Below are 25,033 nucleotides of genomic sequence, written 5' to 3'. Positions count from 1 at the left end.
TAGGGATATATGGACTTCAAAAATTCCATGCATCCTGTCTTTTTAAACAGTTATACTAATTGCTTAGAGCGAACGGGCAGCAGGCTTCCATGAAACAAAGCTGGAGAAAGCTACCAGCAGACCGGTCACAACCAGTAGACAGCCGGTCCATTGTATTGCCGACAATCGTTCATCGAGGACTATGCGTGCGGTGATCAATCCAGCCACGGGCACCAGAAAGGACCAGGGGGCAACGCGGTTGGCCGGATGCCGGGATAGCAGGTAACTCCATGCGCCGTAGCCAAAGATCGTGGCACCGAAGGCGAGATAGGTAACTGAAAACAGCGAAACAGCATTGAGATGGGTGAAAGCGCGAATAATTTTGTCCGGGGTTTCAATCAGGTATGAAAGGAGAAGGAGAGGGGCTGGCGGCACCAGCGCCGACCAAACCACCAGACTCAGCATATCGAGCTTTTCACCTTGAGAGGCGGAAAATGCTGCTGCTTTCCTCACAACGATATTTGACATCCCCCAGCAGGCGGCTGCTGCCAGGGTCAGCGTGAGTGCCCCTGGAGTTATTTCACTTGCCATACCGGATAGTCCTCCCACCAGATAAAGGCCAGTTGCTGCAAGAGCAAGCCCGGCGAGCTGCCTGAGGGCGACATATTCTCGAAGCAACGTAACTGCAAAGAAAAGCGTGAAAAAAGCCTGTGCCTGCAGGACAACTGAGGCTATCCCCGCAGGCATGCCGATGTGCATCGCGTAAAAAAGGCAACCAAACTGTCCTACACCAACGGACATGCCGTAAGCCAGCAAGTAGCGAAAGCTTACCGCCGGCATTTTTACGAAAAAAACAGCTGGAAATGCAGCCAAAAGAAAACGGAGTGATGCCAAAAGCATCGGGGGGATTCCGTCAAGGCCAAGCCGTATTACTGTGAAGTTTGCTCCCCAGATTGTTACCACAAGGAAGGCAATTGTTATATCTTTACGGTTCATTGCCGTTCATGTGGGGGGCTGAATGAATAGTTGTTTTTGGGCGGCCGACTTGAAAAACGGCGTATTTATCTAGTGTAATTATAATTTAAATAGATCGGTGTCGCGAGCAGCTGGAGGATGGCGCAGGTCCTGCCATTCATAGGGGCTTACCGTGTTATAAACTCGACAGCATTTCTGTTGCGAGGCTTTTCACCGATTCAATTTCAGGTCCTTCTGGCTGAATGGTCAAACGTGTAAATGACAGGTTAAGGGCAAGATCGCCTTTATTGATCTGGAGTGCGGCAACTCCTTCCTGAAGTCCAAAGGTGGGATTGGCCTGCTGGATGGCAATGGCCGCGTTGTCGCCAAGATCGGCGATTTCCTGTATCACATAGCCTGAATCGAGCAGGGCGAAGGTGTCCCGGGCATGTTCCCCAGCCTGGTTGACAGAAACGATGAGTGCCGGGATGTCAAATTTATCGAGGTAATTACAGACAATGGTTGGGCCGACCTGTTTTTTTTCTGCCCTTTGCAGTTGGGGAAAGGCTGAACGCATCTTTTCGACTGTGACGAGCCCGCAGGGATCAATATCTTCCGGCTTTTGAGCGCAATATCCTGTATTCGGCACCATGGTAAGGGCGTAGAGGAGGAACGATAGTGACAATATCTTTTTTTTCATGATGCGCTCCGTTTGCATAACGCTGTAGACGTCTGTTCCGGTGAGCCTTGCAACTATTTGCAACCGTCCTTTTGCCACAGATGCGGTAAAGTGTCACACGTAAATCATATGGATTTGAGAATACAAAAAAATCCAGTTTTCTCAATGAGAAAAACGAAAAGCGAAAGAGGCGATAATCACTTGCTGCCTGGCGAGTAGAGTCTTTTCAGGAAGTCAGGCCCAACCCTGTGCAATCCTGGAATTGGCCTGGCAAATTCTACAGATTCTTGCACCGGTTCTGATTTTGAGAGAATAGAGAACAGAACCACTGCAAGAATTCCTATAATCCCTGCCCCATAGAATGCTGATGAAATTCCAGAGAAACCTTGCAGGAGAGAACCTGCCAGCGAACCACAGACAAATCCGAGGTTTAACGTGGTGTTGAAGATGCCAAGAGCAAAACCGGTACCGAGTTGGACGCTCTCTTCAAACAGCATAGCGCTGCTGGCAGGCTGTGCGACTCCGCTGAAAACTCCGATGCCGATACCTAAGAGACACACTTCGGCAAAACTATTCACACTGGGAATAAAGAGATAAAGTAGGGAGACGGCAGCGCCACCAGCAACAACCAGGGCTTTGCGAGGGACACAGTCGGCAAGCTTGCCCATTGGTCGCAACATCATGGCGGTAATGATGGTGGTGGAAGCCAGGACGATTCCGGTTTCAGTGCCGCTCAGATGCAGCTGTGAGATAAGGAGAACCGGCAAAAACGAAACGAAAACGATAATTCCGCAGGAACGGCCGAAGATGTAGATCAGGAGGCCGGAAAAAACCCGGTTGCTGGAGTAGCGTACGGAAGGATTCCTGGTGGTTTGAACAGGTTTCCGACCTGGTTTTCGAAAAAGCTCACCCGTCTCTTGAGGCAGTGAATGGACAGCGAAAAGAAAGGCAAACAACGCAAGGAGGCACAAAGAGGAAAGCGAAGGGAATATGCCATCAAAGCCCCATAGATCCTTAATTATTCCACCAAAGAGTGGTGCTGTGCCGATCGCAGTATAAAAAGAGATGTCGAAGGTGCCAAGGACAGTACTGCGCTGCTTTGTCCCGACAAGATCTCCGATCAGGGCTACGACCGCCGGGCGATACATGGCAAAGCCAATTCCCTGCAGCATTCGCAGTATGATAATGCAGGTGAGGTTGGTGATAAAAAGGTAGAGAAGTGAGGTCGTTGCAAGGAGAAGAAGGCTGAGCAGGATGCTTGTCTTTTGGCCCAGACGATCAGCAAGCGTTCCCATCACCGGACCAAAGAGAATCTTGGCCGCCGCATAGCAGCTGATGGCGATTCCGATCGTCAGCCCACGAGCACCAAACCCGCGCAGAAAGACGGTAAAGAATGTCTCAACAATTCCGAAGCCAAGGGTGAGAGCAAAATTCATGACGAACAGCCCTTGGAAGAACATTCTGTTATTACATGACTTCATCCGATCCACCTCAACCTTTTACGACGAAAGCCTTCTCCCCGTATTTCCAGGGAGAAGGCTCCATGATGGATCAACTGCTTATTTTACAAATTTTGCTGCGTTTTCAGCGGCGATTCGACCTGAGTTGACAGCAAAACCGACGGTACCACCGCCAAGGAGCAGGTCATAGCTGTCACCGTACATGCCGCCGGCGTCTGTCCCGACAACATAGAGGCCGGGAATCGCATGGCCTTCTTCGTTGACAGCTTCTGTTTTCTCATTGATGCGTACACCGCCAAGGGTTCCGAGATGACGGGGGTTCAGCTTGGTCGCATAGAACGGAGGGGTAGCAACCGGGCGCAGGAATTTGCTTTCCTTCTTGAACTCACCATCATGCCTGGAGTCAGCCCAGGTATTCATCTTCTCTACACTGTCTTTGAGGGCAGCAGGATCCATACCGAGCTGCTTGGCCAGATCTTCAATCGTGTAAGCCTTGAAAACATTACCTTTCTTCTTGGCAAGTTCTTTGTTGAAGGAGTCTTCCCACTTGGTCAACTTGGTTCCCTGCAGTACCCATTCACCAAGAGGCATCTCGATGCCCTCTTCGACGGCCTTCTTGCGGGTGGCATCATCATAAATGGAATAGGCTACACCACCAATGCGCAGCAGGGCGTTGCCTGAGTATGGCCACAACTGTACGCTTGCTTCATCAGTGTAACGTTTTCCTTGTGGATCGACCCAGAAATATGGCTGAACAGCCAGGGCGATCATCTGATCGGCAGGATGGAATCCTTTCAGGCCGGGACGATACAGCTGCATTACAGATACACCTTCCTCGGCGGCACCAGCTTTCCATGCCATTTTGATACCGTCGCCATCCTTGCCGATCTGTCCTACCGGGATGATGTCAGGATCAGGTGCATATTGCTTCATCATCTCTTTATTATTGGCAAATCCACCGGTTGCTACAATAACCGCTTTCGACTTGATGGTGATGGCATTCCCTTCTTTGTCTGTTGCAGTCGCGCCTACGACTTTGCCGTCTTCTTTGATAAGGCCGGTGCCGGGAGTCTGGGTGTAAATCTGGCCACCGTTATCAAGGATATACTTGTTGAAGACGTTGATCATGCGCTGGCAATGATAATCTTTTGGATCCTTGTCAGGGTAATCAGGGCCTGGAGCAATAACATGCCAGGTGAGTGGGCCGCCAAAACCGCCGACACCGACATACTCAATTTTGACACCAAGTGCGTCGAGCCAGTCGATGGTTTCAGCTGATTTATCAACAACCTGTGCCACCAGGGCGCCATTTGCCTTCCAATGGCTGTAATCCATGATGGTCTTGTACGCGAATTCCTTGGAAACGTTGATGCCGATGCGTTTCTGGATTTTGCTCTCCGCAGCAAAAATTCCTTCACAGAACTGGCCTGTTCCGCCAACTTTTGCCTGCTTTTCAAGAATGATGACTTTGGCCCCTTCCTGGATGGCCTGAACACCGGCTGCAAGTCCAGAGGTACCGCCACCGATGATAGTAATGTCTGACTCCATAGTCTTCTCCGCCCCAAAAGAGAGGGAGCCGAAGGCCATGACGGCCGGTACCGCCAGCATGGCGGCAAGACTCATTTTCCACGATGTTTTCATGCAATCTCCTAAAAAAATATGGTATTGAAGTGTTTCCCGACCTTCTAGGGTCGAAAATTGTAGTTATTTGGGCTCAAACTCAAAACTGTGGCATTCGGCGCAGACCAGTTCTGATGGGGAATGGGTTTTATGGCAGTTGAAGCAGTCAATCGGTCCCATATGCGAATCATGAGGATTGGCAGCGCTTTCTTTGTCTTCTGGGTCGATATGCTCTGGTGCAGTGGCTTTGGCAAGTGCCTCATAGCTGTCATGACATTCGAGACAATTCTTGGTGGTCGGCGACTTTTCCGGAGTATCGGTCTGGTGACAGTCGGCGCAACTGAAATCCATGCCGGCGTGCGCGCCGCCAATCTCTTCAGCCGAAGCTGAAGCCGACAGCAGCAGTAGTGCGGACAGTAACAGTAAGCTTTTTTTCATTTTCCTTCCTTCTTGTACAGGCTCCTTAAAAACAACTAGCTCATAGCAGGCTGATTACAATTACTGCTATTGCTCATATTGCTCTGCCCCTGAAGCAGAGACGAATCAGTTTTCCTGTCCGCGATTCAATCAGCCCATTCGGCGTGTAATGATGAATGTGACCAAATTGGTCGCGCTAACTGGAAAACATCCCGCTAAAGCACTATTCGTGCCTAAATGCTAGTGCCTTGTGTTTGCGATATATTTTATGGTTTTGTCTTGACAAAGTGTTTCATTTTGATAGAGTGGCGTTTCATTTTGATAGGGTTGATATATGAAAGCCAAAGATCTCCATCTGAAAGACCTGCTGCAGTATGCCCCAGATAGCGGTATCATCCGCTTGCTGGACCACCGAATACTGATATTTGATGCAATGGCGTTGGGATTGTTGCGCAAAGAGCTGATAGATTCCATGGGTATGCACGTTGCCCGGACCATCTTGGCCAGGTTTGCGTATGCACATGGCTGGAGGACAGCCGAGAGTTTAAAAAAAAACTGGTCTGAGCTCTTTTATAAGGACAAAGAGACCGGTCCGCGTCTTCACGCCATGCAGGGCCTGCTGACCCATATCAGCATGGAGCGAACGACGGATGAGAATGGCGATCCGTTTGTCATCCACACCTGGAAAGATTCGTATGAGGTGGAACAGCACCAACTGCATTTCGGTTCCCCTGAAGAACCTGTTTGCTGGACAATATCAGCATTTGGCTCAGGGTATGCCTCGAACCGTCTGGGCCAAGAGCTCGTCTTCATCGAAACCCAATGTACCGCAAACGGTGATCCTGTCTGCCGGGTTGAAGGCCGATTGAAGAAAAACTGGGGGGAGGAGTACGCCGAGCATCTGAACTATTACAGTCCGGGAGCCATTGACTCTTTTCTTCCGGAAATTAATAAAAAACTCAGAAAGTTGGAAAGAGAGCTGCATTTGCGAAAAAAGCAGATCTCTGAGATCGACAATGAACAGCTGTATAGCCAGTTTTCTGCGCGAAGCGCAACTATGCGTAAAGTGATCGATCTGGCCAAAAAGATTGCCGATGTTGAGTCGACGGTTGTTATCAGCGGTGAAAGTGGTGTAGGAAAAGAGAAGATAGCCCGTCTCATCCATGATCAGTCTCCTCGTTCCAAGCAGCCGTTTATCGCCGTCAACTGCGGAGCTTTTACCGAAACGCTTCTGGAGAGCGAGCTGTTCGGCTACATCAAGGGCGCTTTCACCAATGCCACTTCTGATCGGACAGGTTTGTTTGAGGCGGCAAATGGCGGCACGATTTTTCTAGATGAAATCGGGGATATGCCCTATGCGATGCAGGTTAAGCTCCTTCGTGTATTACAGGAGCGGGAGGTGCGGCGAATTGGGGAAAGCCGTGCCCGGCCTATTGATGTACGTATTCTCGCTGCCACCAATCGCAATCTGGCAGACGATGTGGAAAACGGGCGATTCAGGCAGGATCTGTATTATCGGCTGCGAGTGATAGAATTGAAAATTCCACCGATGCGGGAGAGGGTGGAAGATATTCTTCCTCTGGCTCAGGCCTGTCTTGAAGAGAATATCAGGCGTTTAGGCAGAAAGCCCATCACCTTCAGCCAGGAAACGCTCAGGATGCTTTTGCAATACGATTGGCCTGGCAACGTTCGCGAAATTCATAACGCGGTCGAATATGCAATCGCCCTGACCTCTGGCGAACAGATAATGATTGACGACCTGCCGGAGGAGTTTGTTGCTCCTCAATATGTTGCGCGAAGCGGACCGATTCGTCCTCTTGCTGACATTGAACGGGAATATATCCGCTCAGTGGTGGAGATGATGAACGGCAATAAGACCAAGGCTGCCAAGGCGCTTCAGATAGGCTCGGCAACGCTGTATAGGAAGTTGAAGTCCGATTCCCATTGAGCGGCATTCTATCTTCTGCTCACCATTGCTCGTTCTTCATCATGTGATGGACTAGGAAAAGCAATACTATCTGATACGTTTTCAAGAGGATGAGTTCGACAAGGTTTTCAGGAAACAATTCATGAGCACCATATGGTCGATAACACAGCAAAGAGAAAGATAGCCGAGCAGTGGTCACGTTTTTGCACGGATGGCAGTGCCGATCCCGCTTTGGTGCGGGATTTTATTCTGGCGTCGTGGCGGAGAAGCCGAAATTTCCGCGTCGATCCGGAGAAGGTTCAACCGCATAGGGTTGAAGCACAACAACTCGAAACGATCCTTGCCGATCACAGCCATCTCGTTCGCATCAGTTTTCCGGTGATTGAGAACCTGTATGGCTTGATCAAAGGCTCTCGTTCCATCATCATTTTGAGCGATGAGAACGGTATCATCCTGAGCCGAACCGGGGACCCTGATTATCTCTCCAATTCAAAAGCCTACGAGCCGGGCATTGAGTACTCAGAGCGTACAGTGGGTACCAATGGCATTGGCACCTCGCTGTATCTGGACAGTCCGGTGCAGATCTGGGCAGAAGAGCATTTTGCCAGACGCAATCATGAGCTGAGCTGCTCCGCTGCGCCGATTCACGATCCTGGTGGGAAGGTGATTGGCTGCCTGAACCTCTCCTGTCTCTGGAACAGTGTGCATACCCATACCCTTGGGATGGTTATGGCGGCAGCGGCTTCCATCGAACAGCAGTTACGTATAGAGGCGGAACTGGCCAACAAAGTGGCGCTTCTCCAGGAAAAGCAGGTGATTTTTGAATTGATCCAGGATGGGTTGCTCACTGTCGATCGCCGTCTGCTGATCACCGATATAAATGACAAAGCACGGAGAATGTTGGGGATTGGGGCTGAGCTGGGCTGCGGCAGACCGGTGTACGATTTTGTTCTTGCCGGGCTTGATTTCGAAGCGCTTGTGGCATCGGCCAAAAGTATCCATGATCAGGATGTTACCCTGCGCCTGGAGGGTGGGGTGGTAAACTGTACATTGTCGGCTACCCCTGTCTCAACCTCGGGCGGATTGGTAATCACCTTGCGTGAGGCCAAGTCTGTCCGCCGGATGGTGAACAGATATGCGGGGGCCAAGGCGGTATTCACTTTTGATGATATTATTGGCGCGTCCCCGCAGATCAGGGAGGCGATCCGTTTGGCGAAAATTGCCGGGCAGTCAAACACCAATACCCTTATTCTCGGTGAAAGCGGTACCGGCAAGGAGATGTTTGCTCAGGCTATTCACAATGGCAGCGATAGACGCAAAGGGCCTTTTGTTGCTATCAACTGCGGGGCCTTGCCAAGAGAACTTATTCAGAGTGAGCTTTTTGGCTATGCAGAGGGCGCTTTTACCGGCGCCAGGCGCCAGGGTAATCCCGGTAAGTTCGAACTGGCTGATGGTGGTACCATCTTTCTTGATGAAATCGGTGAAATGCCCCTTGCTGACCAGGTGAATCTGCTGCGAGTGGTGGAGAATAAGGAGGTGGTCAGGGTGGGGGATAGCTATTCCCGCCCCGTGGATGTGCGGGTCATTGCTGCCACCAACAGCAGGCTGACGCAGGCTATTGCCGAGAAAACCTTTCGGGAAGACCTCTATTACAGATTAAATGTCATGACCATCAATCTGCCACCCCTCCGATTGCGGGCTGGGGACATAGAGGTGCTGCTGAACTATTTTCTGGATAAGGTCTGTCATGCAATTGGCAGCAAACGTCCCCAGCTCGATAACGAAGCATATCTGGCTATTACCCGTTACAGCTGGCCGGGCAATATACGTGAACTGGAGAATGTCATTGAGAGGGCCGTTCACATCCAACAGGGAGGTATCGTGAGGAGAGCAGATCTGGGTCGCGATATCGGCGTTGCCGGCGGACGAGAAGAGTCCTTGGCCACATCGCAGGTACCTCAGTATCCAGATCGTCCCAGGACATCCGCAGCAGTGACCGCTTCCCGCTCGCTTCGGGACAGCGAGTATAGCATGATCATGGATGTGTTGCGCACCACGGATGGTAATATCCGCCGTAGCGCCGAGTTGCTCGGTGTTGCCCGCTCTACCCTCTATGAAAAGTTAAGAAAATTTGAGATAGAGCTGACTGATCTGCGCCGAGGCGACCGGAACTGGCGCTGACCGGATGAGGAAGGGTGTTTTTCGGCCATATTATTCGGACATGTCCGAAAACGGGTCGTGCATGTCCGAAATTCGAACATTTAGGGTGTGTCAATGCATGGTATGTTTAGCTTTTATTGTGAATGAATTAAAGATCATATGCGCTCGCATAGTGTTGTGGCACCAGAATTGCTTCGTTAATTTTGGTTACAAGCATCTGTACGGGAGTGATGCAGAATGAATTCTTGAAAAATACATAACACGGAGGTTTGCCATGTCAGTGAAAAAAATTTTGGTCCTGGTTGGTGATTATGTTGAAGATTATGAAGTAATGGTGCCATTCCAGGCCCTGGCGATGCTCGGTTACCAGGTGGATGCGGTATGTCCCGACAAAAAGGCTGGTGATTTTGTCCGTACCTCTGTCCATGATTTTGAGGGTGATCAGACATACAGCGAAAAGCGTGGCCATAACTTCACCCTGACAGCGGACTTTGCAACGGTGAAGACAGATGACTATGTCGGTCTGGTCATTCCCGGTGGACGTGCTCCGGAGTATCTGCGTTTAAATGAGAATGTGCTGGAAGTTGTGCGCGCATTTGCCAAATCAGAGAAACCAATTGCAGCTATTTGTCATGGTGCCCAACTGTTGAGTGCTGCCGGCGTGCTGAGTGGGAGGGAGTGTTCTGCCTATCCCGCATGTGCACCGGAGGTGACGGCAGCAGGCGGGACCTACGTCGCCGTCGAAATGGATGCGGCCCATGTGCAGGGAAATCTTGTTACCGCACCTGCCTGGCCTGCCCATCCTGCCTGGTTGGCGAAATTTGTTGAGAAGCTTGGGGCCAAGATAGAAATCTAACCGGGATTTCTGACAGTTCCATCGGTCATTATTGTGACCGATGGAATAGTGGAGAGGGGACGACGAGGTAATACAGGCTTCGTTATCCCCTCTGTTGTCTGAGGACCAATAAACGATACAATCAAAATGTGAGAAAGGTCGCGTGGATTCGTCTAATTGTCTTTTGATGAGCCAGTATCATCGCTTGTATTGAGCCGTTGTAGAATATGACCTCCGATCGCGGCGCCGAAAGTGATTCCGGCAATACTTATCCAGGGAATCTCCGACTGGGAGTTGGTAGCGGAGAAGATGAGAAAAAAGAGAAGGCCACCGAAAAAGCCGATGAAACCATATTTCACCAGCGGGCCAAGACGGTATACAAAATCAGGCATGGTCATTGTTTCCTTTACAAGGCCTGGACGTACCGTATTCAAAATCGCATTTCCAGGCGTGATTTACAGCCGGCCGTACATTGATACGAAACGAGTCTCCTGATATCGGGTTGCATTGGAGCACGATTACATCTTTGCGTAATACCACTGCAACGGTGGGGGTGGTCTGCGGTCCGGCATTTTTTCAGCCTGCGATTGAGATGAACGCGCATCTTTCTCGTGAGGCTTTCTTAATTGATAATTTTTCCACTCATTATATGGATGTCAATGCGGACTCAGGCAATAGTGATAGAAAAGCTATTGTTTTCAGGTTCCCTGTGGTATGGCAGCGCCATCTCAATGGCTTGGGAGATGTCAGCCATTGTGATCAGCTAAATAAAGGAGGGCAAGAATGTGAACAAAGGAGAGGTACAATGGAGGCCTTGCCGGGAGCTCTTTCTGCGCTTCCGGCAAGGTGTATTTGAGGTGCTTATTCTGTTAAGAAAAATGTGATAGTGGTGACAACGCGGACATCTTTTTCCAGCTTCACCGTATCTCCATATTCTTCACCGGCGTCACGCACATAGAAACTTCCCTGTAATGCGCTTTGAATACTGCCAACTGTTACTCCGGCATTTTCGGCAAATTCGTTCGCTGCAATGCGAGCATTCTGGGTGGCCTCACGCAACATTTCCGGTTTAATCTCGTTGAGTTTTGTGAAACGATAGGCAGGAGACCTGTTTTCAATGTCAAGCCCCTGGGCTATCAAGGTATTCACGCTGGTGCGCACTTTGCTCACCAATTCAACCTTATCAGTTTCCACACTGATATTACCAACAAGAGTGTGTGTCTGGTCTACAAGGTTCTGATTATCATCACGATATTCTAAATACTCATAATTTATCACGCCCAATTGGATCTCACTGTCGCTGAAACCATTGTCTTTTAGCAGCGTTGATATTTTACGCTGGTTCTCTTCTGCCTGTTGATAGAGTTTGGGCACCTCTTCTCGACTCGTTCCTTTTACTTTGTAGACAATTTCCCAATTGGCACGATCCGCAACGACACGCCTCTCCGCTAATCCCTTAACCACAGCAGTATTAAGGCCGACTTTGGCGTTATACAGTGTCTGGCCAATAAAATAGCCAGCGACTGACAAACCGATTGCGACGAACAACCCCAGGAGATGCAAACCGTTCTGATTCTCTCTGCCCATACCCTCTCGATCCGGTTATGTATTTATCTTAGGTAACGAAGTATAGCATGCCTGACAGTATATTTGAGTTTGAACTGTTTGGCAAACCGGTTTCGCGCTCAACCCGGTAGGTTGCGGCGGGGCTGATTGTCACGATGTCTTCACCATGCTAAAAATCACAGTGCGCTGAGATAATCGATTTCAAGGATTCATCGTGTACTGATCTTTCATGCTATACACATAGGTTTCCCAGAGATGGTCCAGCTGTTTTTTGTTCACCGCCGGCCGTTTTACCATGCGCGTGCAGATTTTTTGCTGGATATAACTGGTGGAACCCTTGGTGTAGAGTTGCAGGGCAAATTTCGAGAAATCGCGGATCATCACTTCGAAGATCTGGTCGATAAGTGCATGGTCGATCTGCATGAGTTTCCCATTTTCGAGGATCAGCTGGCCATAGACCACCAGCGTGAAAAGCTCGCCTAGATTGAGGAGGAAATCAAAATCCTTAATCTGCTCTTTACTTGGCTTGTCGATAACGAGCAGCAGCTTGAGCAATCGAATCTGCTTCTTGAATATCCTGACATTGGGCAGGTCGTACTCATTGTAGATCTTGCGGTAATCGTGGAAACGGGTTTTGCCGAGGCCCTTTGTCGGCCCCTGCTGGAAAAGAAAATCGTCATTGGCCGGTTCGGTCTGTCGCGGCGTATCGGTATATTTTCCTGGCTTGAAGAAGTAGTTTGCCATAAACTTGACGATAAGCGCCATATTCACATGGACGGTTCCTTCCAGCTTCGGCAAGGCCCGGATGTCACGAGCGGCCATTTCAAAATACATATCCTTTTCAAACCCTTTGGCGGCAATGACATCCCAGAGCGCGTTGATCACCTCTTCTCCCTGGGTGGTGACCTTCATCTTCACCATGGGGGTAAAGAGCAGGTAACGGCGGTCTTCCGGGCCGGCGATCCGCATATAGTCGATGGCACGCAGAGCAAAGAGTTTCATGGCGGCAAGACGTACATAGGCATCGACAAAGAGCTGCCGAACATGGACAAAATCGGTGACGTAATGGTCAAAGAGATAGCGGTTGGCAGCGTGGTTGAGTGCCTCATGGAAGGCGTGTGTGCAGATGCCGATCGAGGCCCAGCCGAGGTTGAACTTACCGACATTGACGGTGTTCAGTGCCATATCCCATGCATCCCTTCCTTTAGCGAGGATGTCTTGCTCTGCAATTGGATAGTCGTTGAGCTTGTATTCGGCTACGTAATTCTGCGAGTTCAGAACATTCTTGACCAGTTCGTACTTTTCGTGCTGGGAGTTGGCGGCAAAAAAGACGTATTCGCCGGAATCGCCGAACTTGCCAAAGGTTGAAACAAGGGCTGCTTCGTTGGCGTTGCCGATATAATATTTGGAGCCGTTGGCCAGCCAGGTTCCATCTGTCTGTGGAGTGAGGATCATGTCACTGGTGTAGATATCAGCGCCATGTTCTTTTTCAGATAAACCGAAGGCAAATATAGCTCCTTCTTTGAGAAATTTTGCAGTTTTTTGCTGAATTGTCGTATTGTTACTCATCCAGATCGGTCCAAGACCAAGAATGGTGACCTGCCAGGTGTACCAGTAGCTCAAGCCGTAGAAACCCAGAACCTCATTGATGGCGCAATTCCGGAAGGTGTCCCAGCGCTGGGGGGCGCTGCCCAATTTTTCGGGAGTCAAAAAGGTGGCAAAAAGTTGCTCTTTTTTTGAGAATTCAAGAAAATCTGCGTACCAGACGCGTTCGTGATCATCGTGTTTGAGTTGCTCCTTACCCTTATGTTCAAAGAACTCGATGGTTTTTTTTACCAGTTGTCTGGAGTCGTGATCAAGTTCCTCATACGACGTTGTCTTGGGGTTTAATAAAAGGTTTTGGGTTGCCTTGATGGGATCTTTATGGTTCTGGCTGTTCTTGATTGTCGTATTCCCGTTGTTGAGTAACATGGTGTTATCTCCTGGTGGTGATTATGGGCAACTTCGTTTACTTGACACAGTTAACGCATGTTAACTTTATGGCCAAAAAAATCTTTATTACGTGCTCTTAAAGGGAGAAGAGTACAGTGAATATTCTAGGTACATCTATATTCTTTAAGGTTTTAATCCATGCAACAAACGCTTGTACATCCGCCAATATTTTTCCTTCATCACAACTGGAGTATCCACAACCTTCTTTGACACATACTGGGCGAAAAATCCATTGCAGGTACAGAGTAGCAGCGTGGCCACTTCTTCTGGATCATCCTGCCTCAGGCTTCCCTCGGCCATGCATTCCCTGATACGGTCTACCATGAATTTCTGACTCACCGTGGCATCCTTGGTGAGGGCGCCTTTTACTTTATGTTCAACGGTATGATCCATGGTGAGAAAGAGGATCTCATGATATTTCTTCTGCTTGGTAGCAAAGGCGAAAAAGAGTTCGGCCGCAAGGTTAAGTCGCTCCATAGCGGTTTTGCCCACAAGGGCCGGTTGCAGGTAGGAGTCGAAAGTCCTGAAACCTTCCCGGAGAACCTGATGGTGGAGGGCCTCCTTGTTCTCAAAGTGGCGGTAGATAGCTGTGGCTGAGATCTCGGCCTTGTCGGCCACTTTCCGCATGCTCATCCCTTTGTAGCCTTCCAGCAGATAGATATCGCATGCCGCCGCAAGAATTGTTTCTTTTGTTCCGATCATGTTAACAGCTGTTAACATGATCGGAACAGCCTGGCAAGATTTTTCTCTGTAAAATGTGATGATCGATATGTATTTTCAACGTCCCCAAGAATACCAAGGTCGATATGGATGCATGTGTCTGCCGAATAATACTCAGAAAATTATGAATTGTGTTGTTATTTGTATGGCGATTTGTATAATGGCGCCTCGCATAATGAGGCAGTATTGATGTTTGGCTTAATTATTAAGGAGACCTGTAGATGAGAAAGCAAATATGTTGGTTGATAGCCTGCGCCATGTTTTTTGCCCTTGTGGGCACAGCCCATTCACGCGATCTGGATGAGATCGTCGCCAGTGGCACGCTGAAGGTTGGAACAACTGGGGATTACAAACCCTTTTCCTTTAACAATAATGGAACATACGAAGGGTTTGATATTGCTGTAGCCAAGAGCTTTGCCGAAAAACTGGGACTCAAGCTTGAACTGGTTGCCACCACCTGGCCGACGTTGATACAGGACCTGCATGATGGGAAATATGATATCGGCATGAGCGGCATAACCCGTACCGTTGCCCGGCAGAAAGAGGCTCGCTTCTCCCAGGGGTATGTGATGTTTGGCAAAACGATTTTGGTGGCCACCGACAATGCACAAAAATTCAAGTCGCTTGCCGACATTGATGTGAAAGACGTGCGTATCGGCGTGAACCCCGGCGGTACCAATGAGAAATTCGTTAAGGCAAATATGAAGAATGCCGAGATCGTGATGTTTGAATCCAATCTGGCCATTCCTCCTGCGGTAGCTGCCAAAGAAGTGGATGTGATGATTACAGACAGCGTTGAGGCACTCTATTACGCCGCAACCGATGCAAAGTTGGCCGCTCCGCTTGCCGATACCCCCTTTACCCGTTCAGAGCTTGGCTATCTCATGCCGGCCAGTGCTGAGCGTCTGCAGGATTCGGTCAACTTCATGATGGATGAGATGATCCTGAAAGGGGAGATGGCCGCTCTGAAACAAGAGTATCTGCACATTTCCGAGTAGGTCAGAGCAGCCCAATATCGCCGGGTATTCGCATCAACTTTCTGCGAATACCTGGCAGTTGCTTCATCAGAGAACCCAGACCAACCTGCAAGATTCTTCTTAATCTCTCCGCATTGAAATGATTGTTGGACGTTCACCTGTAAGGCTTCTTTGGTGAATGTGTCAATGCCTGAATTCCCTAACATTTCGATAGCTGTACTATTCTAAAAGCACAAGATATCCTGCTCTCTGTTTACCGTAATGCTGCCAGTTCGCTAGGGCCTAGGCAGGTGGTTCGACAATTACTCAGGATATCAAGAAGAAGTGTGGACTCGGCTGCATTGATCCGGTAGAATATTATCAGGTTGATAGCCACTGGGGAGAGTTGCTTTATATTTCAATGGATTATGACTAGACCGATCCTTATTGTCTTACCTTGCCTATCAGCTATTGTTGTTATACAAATTCACAATTGCAAACGTTTTCGGCAACGTATCTTCATTGCGAACACGAAAGATAGATGTGCGAAACTTCCAAACGCCTGAAGGGCTGCTATTCGTAACCCTACTTGGATTGGAGGGTATTTACAGGGGTGTTCTGTCCTGATGCTGGGACTGGGTGGTTACTCTTACGTGCTGGCCCTGAAGGTCTGTGATGTACCCCAGCTCCGTTCTTACTGGCACAGGCGAAATTCATGGTGCGATAATCGGGTTGTTGCCCGATATGCATAGGTAATTCGAAAGTATTGGGAGTTGCTATTATGGCCCAGGTGGAACTGAGGGATGTTGTAAAAAAATTTGGCAGCACTCAGGTGGTGCATGGGACCAATCTTACCATAGAGGATAATGAATTTATTGTCCTTGTCGGCCCGTCGGGTTGCGGCAAATCGACCATTCTGCGGATGATTGCCGGACTTGAGTCGGTGAGTGGCGGTGAAATACGTATTGCCGACAAACCCATTAACGAAGTGGATCCGGTAGATCGCAATGTGGCTATGGTTTTTCAGAACTATGCCCTTTATCCGCACATGACCGTCTTTGACAACATGGCATTTAGCCTGAAAATGGCTGGTGATTCGAAACAGGAGATTCTTCGTAAGGTGAATGAGGCGGCAGAAATTCTTGAGCTGTCACCGTATCTGAACCGAAAGCCGGCAGAACTCTCAGGCGGTCAGCGGCAGCGGGTTGCCATGGGGCGGGCGATTGTTCGTCAGCCAAGTGTCTTTCTTTTTGATGAGCCACTCTCCAATCTCGATGCCCAGTTACGGACGCAGATGCGGATGGAGTTGAAAAAGCTGCATCTGAAGATGAAGACCACCACCATCTATGTCACCCACGACCAGGTCGAGGCGATGACACTCGCCGACAAGATCGTTATCTTAAAGGATGGTTTTATCCAGCAGGTGGGGTCTCCTGTCGAAGTTTTTGAGCGACCAGCAAACAGGTTTGTGGCCGGTTTTATCGGCAATCCCCCAATCAATATGCTTCCCGGGGTGTTCCACCGGGAGGGTGAGAGTTCGTCCGTTACCATGGGAGCGTTGACCCTGCCGGTGCCAGAAGCCAGGAATTTACAGGATAACCAGCGGGTCCTGGTCGGTATCAGGCCCGATGCAATCAAAGCTGGGGATAGCGTGACCCGATTCCCGAAGGAGTGGAGGTTCACCGTGGATGTTGTTGTTGCAGAAATTCTCGGCGGCCAGTCGCTTTTGGAGTTCACTGCCGGAAAAAATACCATGATCGCCGAACTGGAAGGGCGGATCCTGGCCCGTCAAGGTGAGAGCATGGAGTTGGGCTTTGATCTGAACCGACTGCTGTTTTTTGATCCCGAGACAGAATTAGCGCTGTATTGATGTTGTGCTGTTGAATCGATGTTGTGAATGGGCAGTTCGGGATGTGCCGGCTGCCGTAAAATCAAACTATCTGTATTTTGAAGGAGGCTGTTATGAAGAGGCTTGTGTTACGGGCGTGCGTTGCTGCTTTCGCAGCAGTGCTGCTGGCAGGTGCTCCGGCAGTTCAGGCCAAGGAGCTTTCCGGTGAGTTGGAGATTTTTTCCTGGTGGGCCGGAGACGAAGGTCCAGCCCTGCAGGCGCTGATTGATATCTATAATAAGAAGAATCCCAACGTGAAGGTAATAAATGCTACTGTCACCGGCGGCTCAGGCGTCAATGCCAAGGCTGTGCTCAAGACACGTATGCTGGGCGGCGAGCCGCCGGACAGTTTCCAGGTGCACGCAGGTCAGGAACTGATTGGTACCTGGGTGAAGGCTGATCGTATGGAAGACCTCACACCCTTTTTCAAAAAACAGGGATTGATGACCGTTTTTCCGCAAGGGTTGCTGAAAAACATTGGTACCGATAAAGGCATCTGGTCTGTACCGGTGAATATCCACCGTTCGAATGTGATGTGGTATATCCCTGCCAATCTTGAGAAATGGGGTGTAAAGGTTCCAGCCACCTGGGATGAGTTCTTTGAGATCGCTCCGAAGTTGAAAGCGCAGGGCATTGTGCCGCTGGCGCTCGGCGAAAACTGGACCGTCAACCATCTCTGGGAATCCGTTACCCTTTCGGTTTTAGGAGCGGAGAACTGGGACAATCTCTGGTCCGGCAAGTTGGCTTTTGACAGCCCGGTAGCAATGAATGCCTGGGTGGAATTTACCAAGGTTCTGGAGTTTACCAACGCCGACGCTTCCACGCTCAGCTGGCAGCAGGCTACTGATATGGTGGTTGATGGCCGGGCAGCCTTTAACATCATGGGCGACTGGGCCGCCGGTTACCTGAGCACCACAAAGCAACTTGCACCGAAGACCGGTTTCGGCTGGGCGCCTTCTCCTGGCACCAGCGGAAAGTTCATGTTCCTTGCCGACTCATTTGGTCTGCCGAAAGGGGCAAAGAATCGCGAAACCGCTCTTGCGTGGCTGGCGCTGCTTGGCAGCCGTGAGGGGAGTGATGCATTTAATCCTCTGAAAGGTTCCATTTCGGCCCGAACTGATAGTGATCTCAAGAAATATAATGCCTATGGCCAGTCGGCAGCAGCCGATTTTAAGAAGGATCGTATTGTCGGTTCTCTGGCACATGGTGTTACCGCCAATGAAGGGTTCATGAATGACTTCGCTTCCATTATGGAAGTATTTCTGAAGACCCATAGTCCTGTGGCCACGGCCAAGGCGGCACAGCAGGTAGCGACAAAGAACGGTATCGGCAAGTAAGAAGGAACACAGATGCCTGGTCCGGTGATGCCGGACCAGGCTATTGGGACGAGTATGAGAAATAAGGACAGGATCAGTGCGTTTCTGACACTTCTTCCGTCGATCATTCTTATCGGGATTTTCGTCTACGGTTTTATCGGCAATACCTTTTGGATATCGCTGAGCGACTGGGGTGGGGCGGCCGCCCTGGCAGAAAATCCGGTGAAGAGCTATGTCGGTTTTGCCAATTATCTCGATCTCTTTACCGGTTTTCTGGGCGGCGGGTTCCGCCAGGACCTGGTGAATGCGGTCTTCTATTCCGTCATGCTGCTCGCCGGGGCTATCGGCATAGGCTTGATCCTGGCGATGCTGCTGGACAATAAACCGCGGGGAGAATCGTTTTTCCGTACCGTCTTTCTCTACCCCATGTCCCTTTCTTTTATCGTTACCGGCACCATCTGGCGCTGGATGCTTGCGCCCCAGGGCGGCGTCAATATCCTGCCGACCTATGTGGGGCTGCCACCGCTGCGCTTTCCCTGGCTGTCGAGTACCGACGCAATCCTGCTGTTTAACTGGCAGAATCTTCTTCCGATTGCGTTATATCTGGTATCGCTCGTTTTGATTATCTGGGGTTTATGGAGACTGAAAAATAATCCGGCAAAGGCGCTGGTGTTACTTATTCCCGGTGTCGTTGTTGGGGGAAGTGTCTGGCTTTGGGGCGATCTCTTACCCCAGGCACTTTTCATGGAAGAGATACACGGCTTTAATACCGCAACTTTCGGTATTATCATGGCCACCATCTGGCAATATTCCGGTTATACTATGGCCCTGTACCTTGCCGGATTTACCGGGATATCTCAGGATCTCCGGGATGCTGCCATGCTGGATGGAGCGAGCACGGCCAAATACTACCGTTATATTGCTCTGCCGATGGTGAAACCCATTACTATCAGTGCCATTATCATTTTGTCGCATATCTCCCTGAAGATGTTTGACCTGATCTTCGCCATGACCGGGCCGGATAACGGCCAGACCGGCCATCCAGCCCTGAATATGTACCTCACCACCTTCAGGGCCAACGACTTTGCCAGGGGCGCTGCCATAGCGATTATTCTGTTTATTATCGCCGCGACCTTTATCATCCCCTATATGATCAGCAGTTACCGGCAGAGGAGAAGCAGATAGATGAGACGACGAATAACTCCTGCGACCATTGGTCTCTATCTGCTGCTGGTGCTCTTGGCAGTCGCCTATCTGATGCCGGCCTATCTGACCTTTGTCACTGCTCTGAAATTCCCGGCGGACATCAGTCTGCCGCAATCCTGGGAATTCCCCAAGGATGTCAACTACTCGAGCTTTTCGGAAGCGTTTGCCCTGTTGAAAGGCAATATTGCCAACTCCGTCATCCTGGTTGTTGCGGCGACACTGCTCTCGACAGTGTTGGGATCATTGAACGGCTATGTCTTTTCCAAATGGAAGTTTCCGGGGAGTGAAATTATTTTCACTCTCTTTTTGTTCGGGATGTTTATTCCCTATCAGGTCATCCTGATCCCGCTTTTTCAGACACTCCGGGCCATGAACCTGTATGGCGGCCTGCCGGGACTGATCCTTGCCCATGTGGTCTACGGCCTGCCGATCACCTCGCTCATCTTTCGAAATTTTTACGCCCAGATTCCCGATTCCCTGATGGAGTCGGCAACCCTTGACGGTGCCCGCTTTTTCTCGATCTATACCAGAATTATCTTTCCTCTCTCGATTCCCGGTTTTGTGGTGACATCGCTGTGGCAGTTCACCCAGATCTGGAATGAGTTCCTCTGGGGTATCTGTTTGACCAGGCATGCCGACAATCCGATCACCGTTGGGCTGGCCCAACTGGCAGGTGGACAGGCGGTGAGCTGGAACCTGCCTATGGCTGGCTCCATTCTCGCGGCTTTGCCGGTATTGCTTATCTATATTGTTCTTGGCAGGTACTTTATTCGTGGATTGCTGGCCGGTTCAGTCAAGGAATGATTCTGGATAAAAGAGCTTGTTATCGCCTTTACCTAAGGGGTTGAGACCGCTCCCAGAGCAGTAACGGCCGTCGCTGTTGAAGATGTTATTGCTCTCAACGATACTTCTGAATGATTTCCTCATAGACGCCGGTGGATTTCATGGACTCCAGTGCAGATTGCCAGAGTTGTATTTCTTCATCAGGAATATCTCTACTCGCGACAATATAGAGTTCCGCCTCGAAGATGGGGAATGGTACTTTTTCGAGGAGATCCTCAACCTTAAGGTTGAATGATTTGAGAATGTATCGAACGCCGAGGTCGGTCTCACTTATCGCAAAATCACATCTTCCCGCCAAGAGTTTTTTGTAGATTTGCGGGCCAAGTGCCGCCGTATCATCTAGATTTTTAAAACCTTTCTCTGTGAGCAAGTCGTGGATCAAACCTTCCTTCCTGCAGCAGATCAGTAGATTTGCCTCTTTGATATCATCAAGGCTTTTGATTTCTTCATAGGTATCTTTCCGTTTATACAGGTAGATTGAACCGTTGCTGAGCGGCCCTATCCACTTATATTGAGATTCTCGTTGAGGTGTTCGAAACAATGTAAACATCATCGTGTGCGGTCTGTTGTTGAGAGTATATGTGCTTCGAGTGCTTGGAAACAAGAATATTTCATAGCTCTTGTTCAACATTGTAAGAATGTGCTTCACGATGTCTGCCGATACACCGGTGATCTCCCCGTTTTGTACATAGCTGTATGGGGGCCAGTCTTCAGTGGCTATCAAGATCTCTTCTTCTGCATAGGAGAGAGGTGCGATTAATAACACAAGCAGAAAGCACGAGAAAAAAATTTGATAACCCATGATGCGCCTTGGGATGATAGCCTGGTATATGGGAATGGTTCTCTTGTTCATTGTATCCAGAAAGACCGATCTGTTTTTTTGAGTAACATGAAAAAATCTCTTCTTTTGCCACCTATTTGGGGAAGATTTATCTGGTTCTGAAATTGCTAGGTGATACAGGGCAACCCACCACTCTGCTTATGCTTTAAGCTTGATAGGTATGCCGCAAAGCGCGATCAAGGCCATAGCTTGAAGGTCGAAGTCCGGAGTCGGCCGCTATGCGGATCGTGGTTTCATGACAATGAAGAACAGTTGCCTCTCAGACTTTCTAACCTTTTTTAACCGTGGATATCTTATTTTAGTCTACTTATTGCACTATGCTGTATCAAGTGAAAGTCATAAGGGGGGCGCGGTACCCGACAATGCGTATATTGACTGAAGGAAAGCGTTTCACATGCCGATCTACTGTCTGCGATCACCTCACCTTGTTTTCCGGTTCCAGTCAGGCTAAAATATCAATGTCAGTTGCAAAATAGAGATTTGCAAGAGTTCCGGATATCTGCATTTCGCCGACATTTTAAACATGAACTGAAAACTCAATGTCACTAAATACCAAATTTGTTGGCTTTATTTTTCTCAGCAGCCTCCTTGTGTTTTCGGTTTCAACCCTGCTGGAAGTATACCAGGGTTACCTGGCCGGGGTGAGGAAGGTAGAAAGCAATCTTGAATTCATCGAGCGGAGCTACCTTAAACCCGTCGCTCTTAGCCTTTATAATTATAACCAGGAGGAATTGAGCCTTCTTCTCGATGCCATACAAAGACTTGACGGAGTTGCCTCCTGCTCGATCATCGAAGGCGACTCCCCCCTTCCCAGGAGCACAAGTGATGACGAAAGCCAGAATTACGACCTGGAGTACATCTACCCCTCCGGCAAGAGCCTGTATCTTGGAAGGCTTGAAGTAAAAGTCAAATATGATGTGGTAAACAAGGTGGTCTGGAACTGGCTTTCGGTCAGGCTGGTCTCCCTGTTTATCGCTCTTTGCCTGTTGGCTGTTGTCGTCTCAATGCTTTTTCGGCGCTTCATCGCTACACCCCTTGCCCGTATAGCAAACTTTGCTTCAGAAATCGACGCCGAGCGGATCAACAGCCGCTTGCCTGTCAACCCGGGCAACGGTAAGGATGAACTCGGCAAGCTGGTTAAGGCGATCAACGAGGTTCTCGACAGGCTTGAATCAGGAATGGAAGAGCGGGATAAAGCGCGAAAGGAGATTCTTTTACGAGAAGAAGCTTATAGAAAGCTTGTCGAAAATGCCAATGATGCCATATATATAATCCAGGATGGTGCGGTCAGATTCTGTAACCAGGTAACCGAATCAATAACCGGTTACAGCGCTCATGAGTTATCCCATATCCCGATCAGCAACCTGGTTCATCCGGACGACAAGGAGCTTGTTCAGGACAGGATAAGCCGGCGCCTGAGGGGGGAACGCCTGTCGCCAACCTTTTCCTGTCGTATTCTTCACAAAAACGGGCAGGTTCGGTTTGCTGAAGTGAATTCCGTCCTGATCGATTGGCAGGAGCGTCCTGCAATTCTCAGTTTCCTGAGGGATCTTTCCGAGGAAAAAAACCTTCGGGATCAGCTGGTTCAATCCCAGAAAATGGACTCAATCGGCCGGCTAGCCGGTGGGGTCGCCCACGATCTGAACAACCTCCTTACCCCGATACTCGGGTATGCTGAATTGCTGGGACAGGCAGTGCTCCCGGCAGAGAAACAGCAATTCGCCATCGAACAGATAGCAAACGCAGGAAAACGGGCGAGGGATCTTGTGCGACAGCTCCTCGCCTTCAGCAGGAAACAGACCTTCGAATTCAAACCAGTCGACATCAACAGTGTCATTTCGGGCCTGGAAGATCTGTTTTATCGAACTGTTCGAGAAAATATTGAAATTACGGTCAATAAAGGGGACGGCCTCAGCCCCATTCTCGGAGATGTCAGTCAGCTTGAGCAAGTGGTGATGAACCTGATCGTCAACGCGTCAGACGCCATGCCCGACGGAGGGAAGCTAATCCTCGAGACTTCATCGATAGAACTGGACGAGCTGTATGCCTCATCTCACTTGACAGCCCAACCCGGTTCCTATCTGCGACTGACAGTAAGCGACACCGGTACAGGTATGGATCAAGAAACCTGCGAGAAGATCTACGAACCATTCTTTACAACGAAAGGAGAGCTGGGGACAGGCCTTGGGCTTTCCACCGTATACGGTATCGTCAAGCAGCATGGGGGGTTTATCAACTTCTACTCCGAGCAGGGCAAGGGGACGACCTTTCATGTCTATCTGCCCGTTTCAGACTCGCAGGACATGCTGCCTACGGCCGCAAAAATACAACCTGCGAACCTCCGAGGGGATGAAAAAATACTTCTTGCAGAGGACAACGAGCAGGTTATGCAAGTGACTCTGGAGCTCTTGCAGTCACTGGGCTATACTGTTCTTGCTGCCTCAAGCGGAGCGCAGGCGGTTGAAATATTCAACACCCATGCAGAGGAAATCGACCTGCTCCTGACCGATATCATCATGCCCAACATGAATGGTAAGGAGCTCTATGAAACGTTGAAGGAGAGGCGGGAGGATCTCAAGGTTGTCTACATGTCGGGCTATACAAGTGATGTAGTTACCCATCACGGGATATTCAGTGATGGGGCCCATTTTATTCACAAGCCGTTCACCACCACTGCGCTTGCCTCAAAAGTTAGAAGCGCACTGGATGACTGATTCCGTTGAAATACTGACGTTTTGCCGCGGTGTCGATTCTGATACGGAAAGCTATCGAAGACTGTTAATATCAATATATTTTGAAAGAATTTGCAAGTAGAGCTCGGTTCCATTAATTTTTTCAAAAGCTCGATCATATCGCTCTGTCAAACTCTTATCAGCTTTTTTAGAAAAAGTAGTATATAAACCGACGGTTTCAGGTAGGCTAATAAGTTTGACTCTGTCTTCAAGCTTATGTTTCTTAATATAGTATAGAAGGGAAGAGCTTTCTGGTTGAAAAATCGCATCATTTCTTCCTGATAAAAGTTTCAGAAGATTGACGTCCATCCAGTCAGGCGAAGAAACAATATCAAATATTATTTTTTTATTCCTCATAAATGGGGATATATGTGCTTTATTTCCATATCCAATTATTAATCCAAATATATCTTCAGGTTTTTCAATTTTGTTGATGGGGTGATTTTTCAGGAAAGCAAGTGTTGTATGGGATGTAAGAAACGGGTTTTGTGGATAATTGAGTATTGTTTCTCTTTCAGCATTCTTGGCAAAAACCAAACCGACATCAAGAGTGTGATTTTCAAGTTGATTCAATAGACGTGGAATAGACGAAGCACCTGCTGCCCACTCAACAGTTATACCCATTTCTGGCGCTATGTATTTTTCAAAAAATTCAACACATGCTCCTGTAAGTTTGTTCGTTTCAGGTTCAATGATGACATGGGGAGAAGTAATGAAATAGCCAACTCTCATCGTCTCAGCATGAGAAAAGGTGGAAATGCTGCATAGTATAGCGACACAGATTGCAGAAATTGCTTGAGCTATTGCCTTCGGAAGAATCATGGATAATTTTTTTGTAATAGATTTTGGCTGGAGTAATACAATAAGTGCAACAGACTGAAGATTGAAAAGTGAGTGAGTTGAAGATATGGTTTCAGCTCCTACACTTAACCACGGTCTGTC

The 25,033-nt window shown here is 49.2% G+C and carries 21 protein-coding genes; 10 read left to right on the top strand and 11 right to left on the bottom strand.

The annotated features are described in order from the left end of the window. Positions 1-63: 63 nt before the first annotated feature. The 5 genes from BUF15_RS20855 to BUF15_RS20835 all read right to left on the bottom strand — a co-directional run bounded on the left by BUF15_RS20855 (position 64) and on the right by BUF15_RS20835 (position 5,130). The gene (locus BUF15_RS20855) at positions 64-975 is read right to left on the bottom strand and encodes an EamA family transporter (protein ID WP_073615655.1); all 912 of its coding nucleotides are present in this window, start codon (positions 973-975) and stop codon (positions 64-66) included. 154 nt (positions 976-1,129) lie between these two features. Beyond that, entirely contained in the window at positions 1,130-1,633 is a 504-nt protein-coding gene (locus tag BUF15_RS20850; RefSeq protein ID WP_073615654.1) for a hypothetical protein, read from the bottom strand. Between the two features lie 176 nt (positions 1,634-1,809). Further along, on the bottom strand, positions 1,810-3,093 hold the full coding sequence (locus BUF15_RS20845) for an MFS transporter (protein ID WP_084554308.1): 1,284 nt from the start codon (positions 3,091-3,093) through the stop codon (positions 1,810-1,812). Between the two features lie 78 nt (positions 3,094-3,171). Next, a complete protein-coding gene (locus BUF15_RS20840; RefSeq protein ID WP_073615652.1) occupies positions 3,172-4,713 on the bottom strand; it encodes an FAD-dependent oxidoreductase in 1,542 nt (513 codons plus the stop codon). A 63-nt stretch (positions 4,714-4,776) separates the two neighbouring features. Then, positions 4,777-5,130, bottom strand: a complete 354-nt coding sequence (locus tag BUF15_RS20835; RefSeq protein ID WP_073615651.1) for a cytochrome c3 family protein — start codon at positions 5,128-5,130, stop codon at positions 4,777-4,779. Between the two features lie 313 nt (positions 5,131-5,443). Here BUF15_RS20835 and BUF15_RS20830 point away from each other — a divergent pair, with 313 nt between their 5' ends. The 3 genes from BUF15_RS20830 to BUF15_RS20820 all read left to right on the top strand — a co-directional run bounded on the left by BUF15_RS20830 (position 5,444) and on the right by BUF15_RS20820 (position 10,052). Beyond that, positions 5,444-7,057 carry a sigma-54-dependent Fis family transcriptional regulator gene (locus tag BUF15_RS20830; protein WP_073615650.1) on the top strand — a complete coding sequence of 538 codons (1,614 nt, stop codon included), beginning with the start codon at positions 5,444-5,446 and terminating at the stop codon, positions 7,055-7,057. A gap of 132 nt (positions 7,058-7,189) precedes the next feature. Beyond that, entirely contained in the window at positions 7,190-9,217 is a 2,028-nt protein-coding gene (locus tag BUF15_RS20825) for a sigma-54-dependent Fis family transcriptional regulator (RefSeq protein ID WP_073615649.1), read from the top strand. Between the two features lie 253 nt (positions 9,218-9,470). Beyond that, positions 9,471-10,052: a DJ-1/PfpI family protein gene (locus BUF15_RS20820; RefSeq protein ID WP_073615648.1), complete on the top strand. Its 582-nt coding sequence runs from the start codon at positions 9,471-9,473 to the stop codon at positions 10,050-10,052. Between the two features lie 152 nt (positions 10,053-10,204). Here BUF15_RS20820 and BUF15_RS20815 read toward each other — a convergent pair whose 3' ends face one another. Next, a complete protein-coding gene (locus BUF15_RS20815; protein ID WP_143170811.1) occupies positions 10,205-10,423 on the bottom strand; it encodes a hypothetical protein in 219 nt (72 codons plus the stop codon). Between the two features lie 134 nt (positions 10,424-10,557). Here BUF15_RS20815 and BUF15_RS26890 point away from each other — a divergent pair, with 134 nt between their 5' ends. Further along, on the top strand, positions 10,558-10,887 hold the full coding sequence (locus tag BUF15_RS26890) for a hypothetical protein (protein WP_143170810.1): 330 nt from the start codon (positions 10,558-10,560) through the stop codon (positions 10,885-10,887). 5 nt (positions 10,888-10,892) lie between these two features. Here BUF15_RS26890 and BUF15_RS20810 read toward each other — a convergent pair whose 3' ends face one another. From BUF15_RS20810 to BUF15_RS20800, 3 genes are all read right to left on the bottom strand, one after another. Further along, on the bottom strand, positions 10,893-11,618 hold the full coding sequence (locus BUF15_RS20810) for an SIMPL domain-containing protein (protein WP_073615646.1): 726 nt from the start codon (positions 11,616-11,618) through the stop codon (positions 10,893-10,895). A gap of 180 nt (positions 11,619-11,798) precedes the next feature. After that, complete coding sequence (locus BUF15_RS20805) at positions 11,799-13,568, bottom strand: acyl-CoA dehydrogenase family protein (protein WP_084554306.1); 1,770 nt, start codon at positions 13,566-13,568, stop codon at positions 11,799-11,801. A gap of 144 nt (positions 13,569-13,712) precedes the next feature. After that, complete coding sequence (locus tag BUF15_RS20800; RefSeq protein WP_073615645.1) at positions 13,713-14,291, bottom strand: TetR/AcrR family transcriptional regulator; 579 nt, start codon at positions 14,289-14,291, stop codon at positions 13,713-13,715. Positions 14,292-14,530: 239 nt separating this feature from the next. Here BUF15_RS20800 and BUF15_RS20795 point away from each other — a divergent pair, with 239 nt between their 5' ends. The 5 genes from BUF15_RS20795 to BUF15_RS20775 all read left to right on the top strand — a co-directional run bounded on the left by BUF15_RS20795 (position 14,531) and on the right by BUF15_RS20775 (position 20,479). Then, positions 14,531-15,307, top strand: a complete 777-nt coding sequence (locus tag BUF15_RS20795) for a transporter substrate-binding domain-containing protein (RefSeq protein ID WP_073615644.1) — start codon at positions 14,531-14,533, stop codon at positions 15,305-15,307. A 739-nt stretch (positions 15,308-16,046) separates the two neighbouring features. Then, entirely contained in the window at positions 16,047-17,135 is a 1,089-nt protein-coding gene (locus tag BUF15_RS20790) for an ABC transporter ATP-binding protein (protein ID WP_073615643.1), read from the top strand. Between the two features lie 92 nt (positions 17,136-17,227). Beyond that, positions 17,228-18,490 (top strand): ABC transporter substrate-binding protein, encoded by a 1,263-nt coding sequence (locus BUF15_RS20785; protein WP_084554302.1) that lies wholly within the window; start codon positions 17,228-17,230, stop codon positions 18,488-18,490. A gap of 54 nt (positions 18,491-18,544) precedes the next feature. Beyond that, the gene (locus BUF15_RS20780) at positions 18,545-19,654 is read left to right on the top strand and encodes a carbohydrate ABC transporter permease (RefSeq protein ID WP_073615683.1); all 1,110 of its coding nucleotides are present in this window, start codon (positions 18,545-18,547) and stop codon (positions 19,652-19,654) included. After that, positions 19,655-20,479, top strand: coding sequence for a carbohydrate ABC transporter permease (locus BUF15_RS20775; protein ID WP_073615642.1), 825 nt, complete (start codon positions 19,655-19,657; stop codon positions 20,477-20,479). It abuts the gene before it with no gap. Positions 20,480-20,573: 94 nt separating this feature from the next. On the opposite strand, the gene BUF15_RS20770 is transcribed toward BUF15_RS20775, so the two are convergent. Continuing rightward, on the bottom strand, positions 20,574-21,320 hold the full coding sequence (locus tag BUF15_RS20770) for a substrate-binding periplasmic protein (RefSeq protein WP_073615641.1): 747 nt from the start codon (positions 21,318-21,320) through the stop codon (positions 20,574-20,576). A gap of 578 nt (positions 21,321-21,898) precedes the next feature. Between BUF15_RS20770 and BUF15_RS20765 the strand changes: the two genes are divergently transcribed. Next, positions 21,899-24,073 carry an ATP-binding protein gene (locus BUF15_RS20765; protein ID WP_073615640.1) on the top strand — a complete coding sequence of 725 codons (2,175 nt, stop codon included), beginning with the start codon at positions 21,899-21,901 and terminating at the stop codon, positions 24,071-24,073. Between the two features lie 51 nt (positions 24,074-24,124). Here the strand turns inward: BUF15_RS20765 and BUF15_RS20760 are convergent. After that, positions 24,125-25,033: substrate-binding periplasmic protein (locus tag BUF15_RS20760; protein WP_073615639.1), on the bottom strand; the 909-nt coding region annotated here is incomplete at its 5' end.

The sequence above is a fragment of the Desulfopila aestuarii DSM 18488 genome, from assembly GCF_900143695.1.
Classification (GTDB): domain Bacteria; phylum Desulfobacterota; class Desulfobulbia; order Desulfobulbales; family Desulfocapsaceae; genus Desulfopila; species Desulfopila aestuarii.
Note: the sequence above shows the minus strand (reverse complement) of the source record. Positions and strands in the feature narration are given on the sequence as shown.

What these genes read in the sequence shown, in the direction of transcription:
- BUF15_RS20765 (WP_073615640.1), top strand. Translation starts at nt 21,899, where the DNA reads ATGTCACTAAATACCAAATTTGTTGGCTTTATTTTTCTCAGCAGCCTC.
- BUF15_RS20790 (WP_073615643.1), top strand. Translation starts at nt 16,047, where the DNA reads ATGGCCCAGGTGGAACTGAGGGATGTTGTAAAAAAATTTGGCAGCACT.
- BUF15_RS20780 (WP_073615683.1), top strand. Translation starts at nt 18,545, where the DNA reads ATGAGAAATAAGGACAGGATCAGTGCGTTTCTGACACTTCTTCCGTCG.
- BUF15_RS20775 (WP_073615642.1), top strand. Translation starts at nt 19,655, where the DNA reads ATGAGACGACGAATAACTCCTGCGACCATTGGTCTCTATCTGCTGCTG.
- BUF15_RS20815 (WP_143170811.1), bottom strand. Translation starts at nt 10,423, where the DNA reads ATGCCTGATTTTGTATACCGTCTTGGCCCGCTGGTGAAATATGGTTTC.
- BUF15_RS20830 (WP_073615650.1), top strand. Translation starts at nt 5,444, where the DNA reads ATGAAAGCCAAAGATCTCCATCTGAAAGACCTGCTGCAGTATGCCCCA.
- BUF15_RS20845 (WP_084554308.1), bottom strand. Translation starts at nt 3,093, where the DNA reads ATGAAGTCATGTAATAACAGAATGTTCTTCCAAGGGCTGTTCGTCATG.
- BUF15_RS20770 (WP_073615641.1), bottom strand. Translation starts at nt 21,320, where the DNA reads ATGGGTTATCAAATTTTTTTCTCGTGCTTTCTGCTTGTGTTATTAATC.
- BUF15_RS20805 (WP_084554306.1), bottom strand. Translation starts at nt 13,568, where the DNA reads ATGTTACTCAACAACGGGAATACGACAATCAAGAACAGCCAGAACCAT.
- BUF15_RS20840 (WP_073615652.1), bottom strand. Translation starts at nt 4,713, where the DNA reads ATGAAAACATCGTGGAAAATGAGTCTTGCCGCCATGCTGGCGGTACCG.
- BUF15_RS20785 (WP_084554302.1), top strand. Translation starts at nt 17,228, where the DNA reads ATGAAGAGGCTTGTGTTACGGGCGTGCGTTGCTGCTTTCGCAGCAGTG.
- BUF15_RS20850 (WP_073615654.1), bottom strand. Translation starts at nt 1,633, where the DNA reads ATGAAAAAAAAGATATTGTCACTATCGTTCCTCCTCTACGCCCTTACC.
- BUF15_RS20825 (WP_073615649.1), top strand. Translation starts at nt 7,190, where the DNA reads ATGGTCGATAACACAGCAAAGAGAAAGATAGCCGAGCAGTGGTCACGT.
- BUF15_RS20800 (WP_073615645.1), bottom strand. Translation starts at nt 14,291, where the DNA reads ATGATCGGAACAAAAGAAACAATTCTTGCGGCGGCATGCGATATCTAT.
- BUF15_RS20835 (WP_073615651.1), bottom strand. Translation starts at nt 5,130, where the DNA reads ATGAAAAAAAGCTTACTGTTACTGTCCGCACTACTGCTGCTGTCGGCT.
- BUF15_RS20820 (WP_073615648.1), top strand. Translation starts at nt 9,471, where the DNA reads ATGTCAGTGAAAAAAATTTTGGTCCTGGTTGGTGATTATGTTGAAGAT.
- BUF15_RS20855 (WP_073615655.1), bottom strand. Translation starts at nt 975, where the DNA reads ATGAACCGTAAAGATATAACAATTGCCTTCCTTGTGGTAACAATCTGG.
- BUF15_RS20810 (WP_073615646.1), bottom strand. Translation starts at nt 11,618, where the DNA reads ATGGGCAGAGAGAATCAGAACGGTTTGCATCTCCTGGGGTTGTTCGTC.
- BUF15_RS20795 (WP_073615644.1), top strand. Translation starts at nt 14,531, where the DNA reads ATGAGAAAGCAAATATGTTGGTTGATAGCCTGCGCCATGTTTTTTGCC.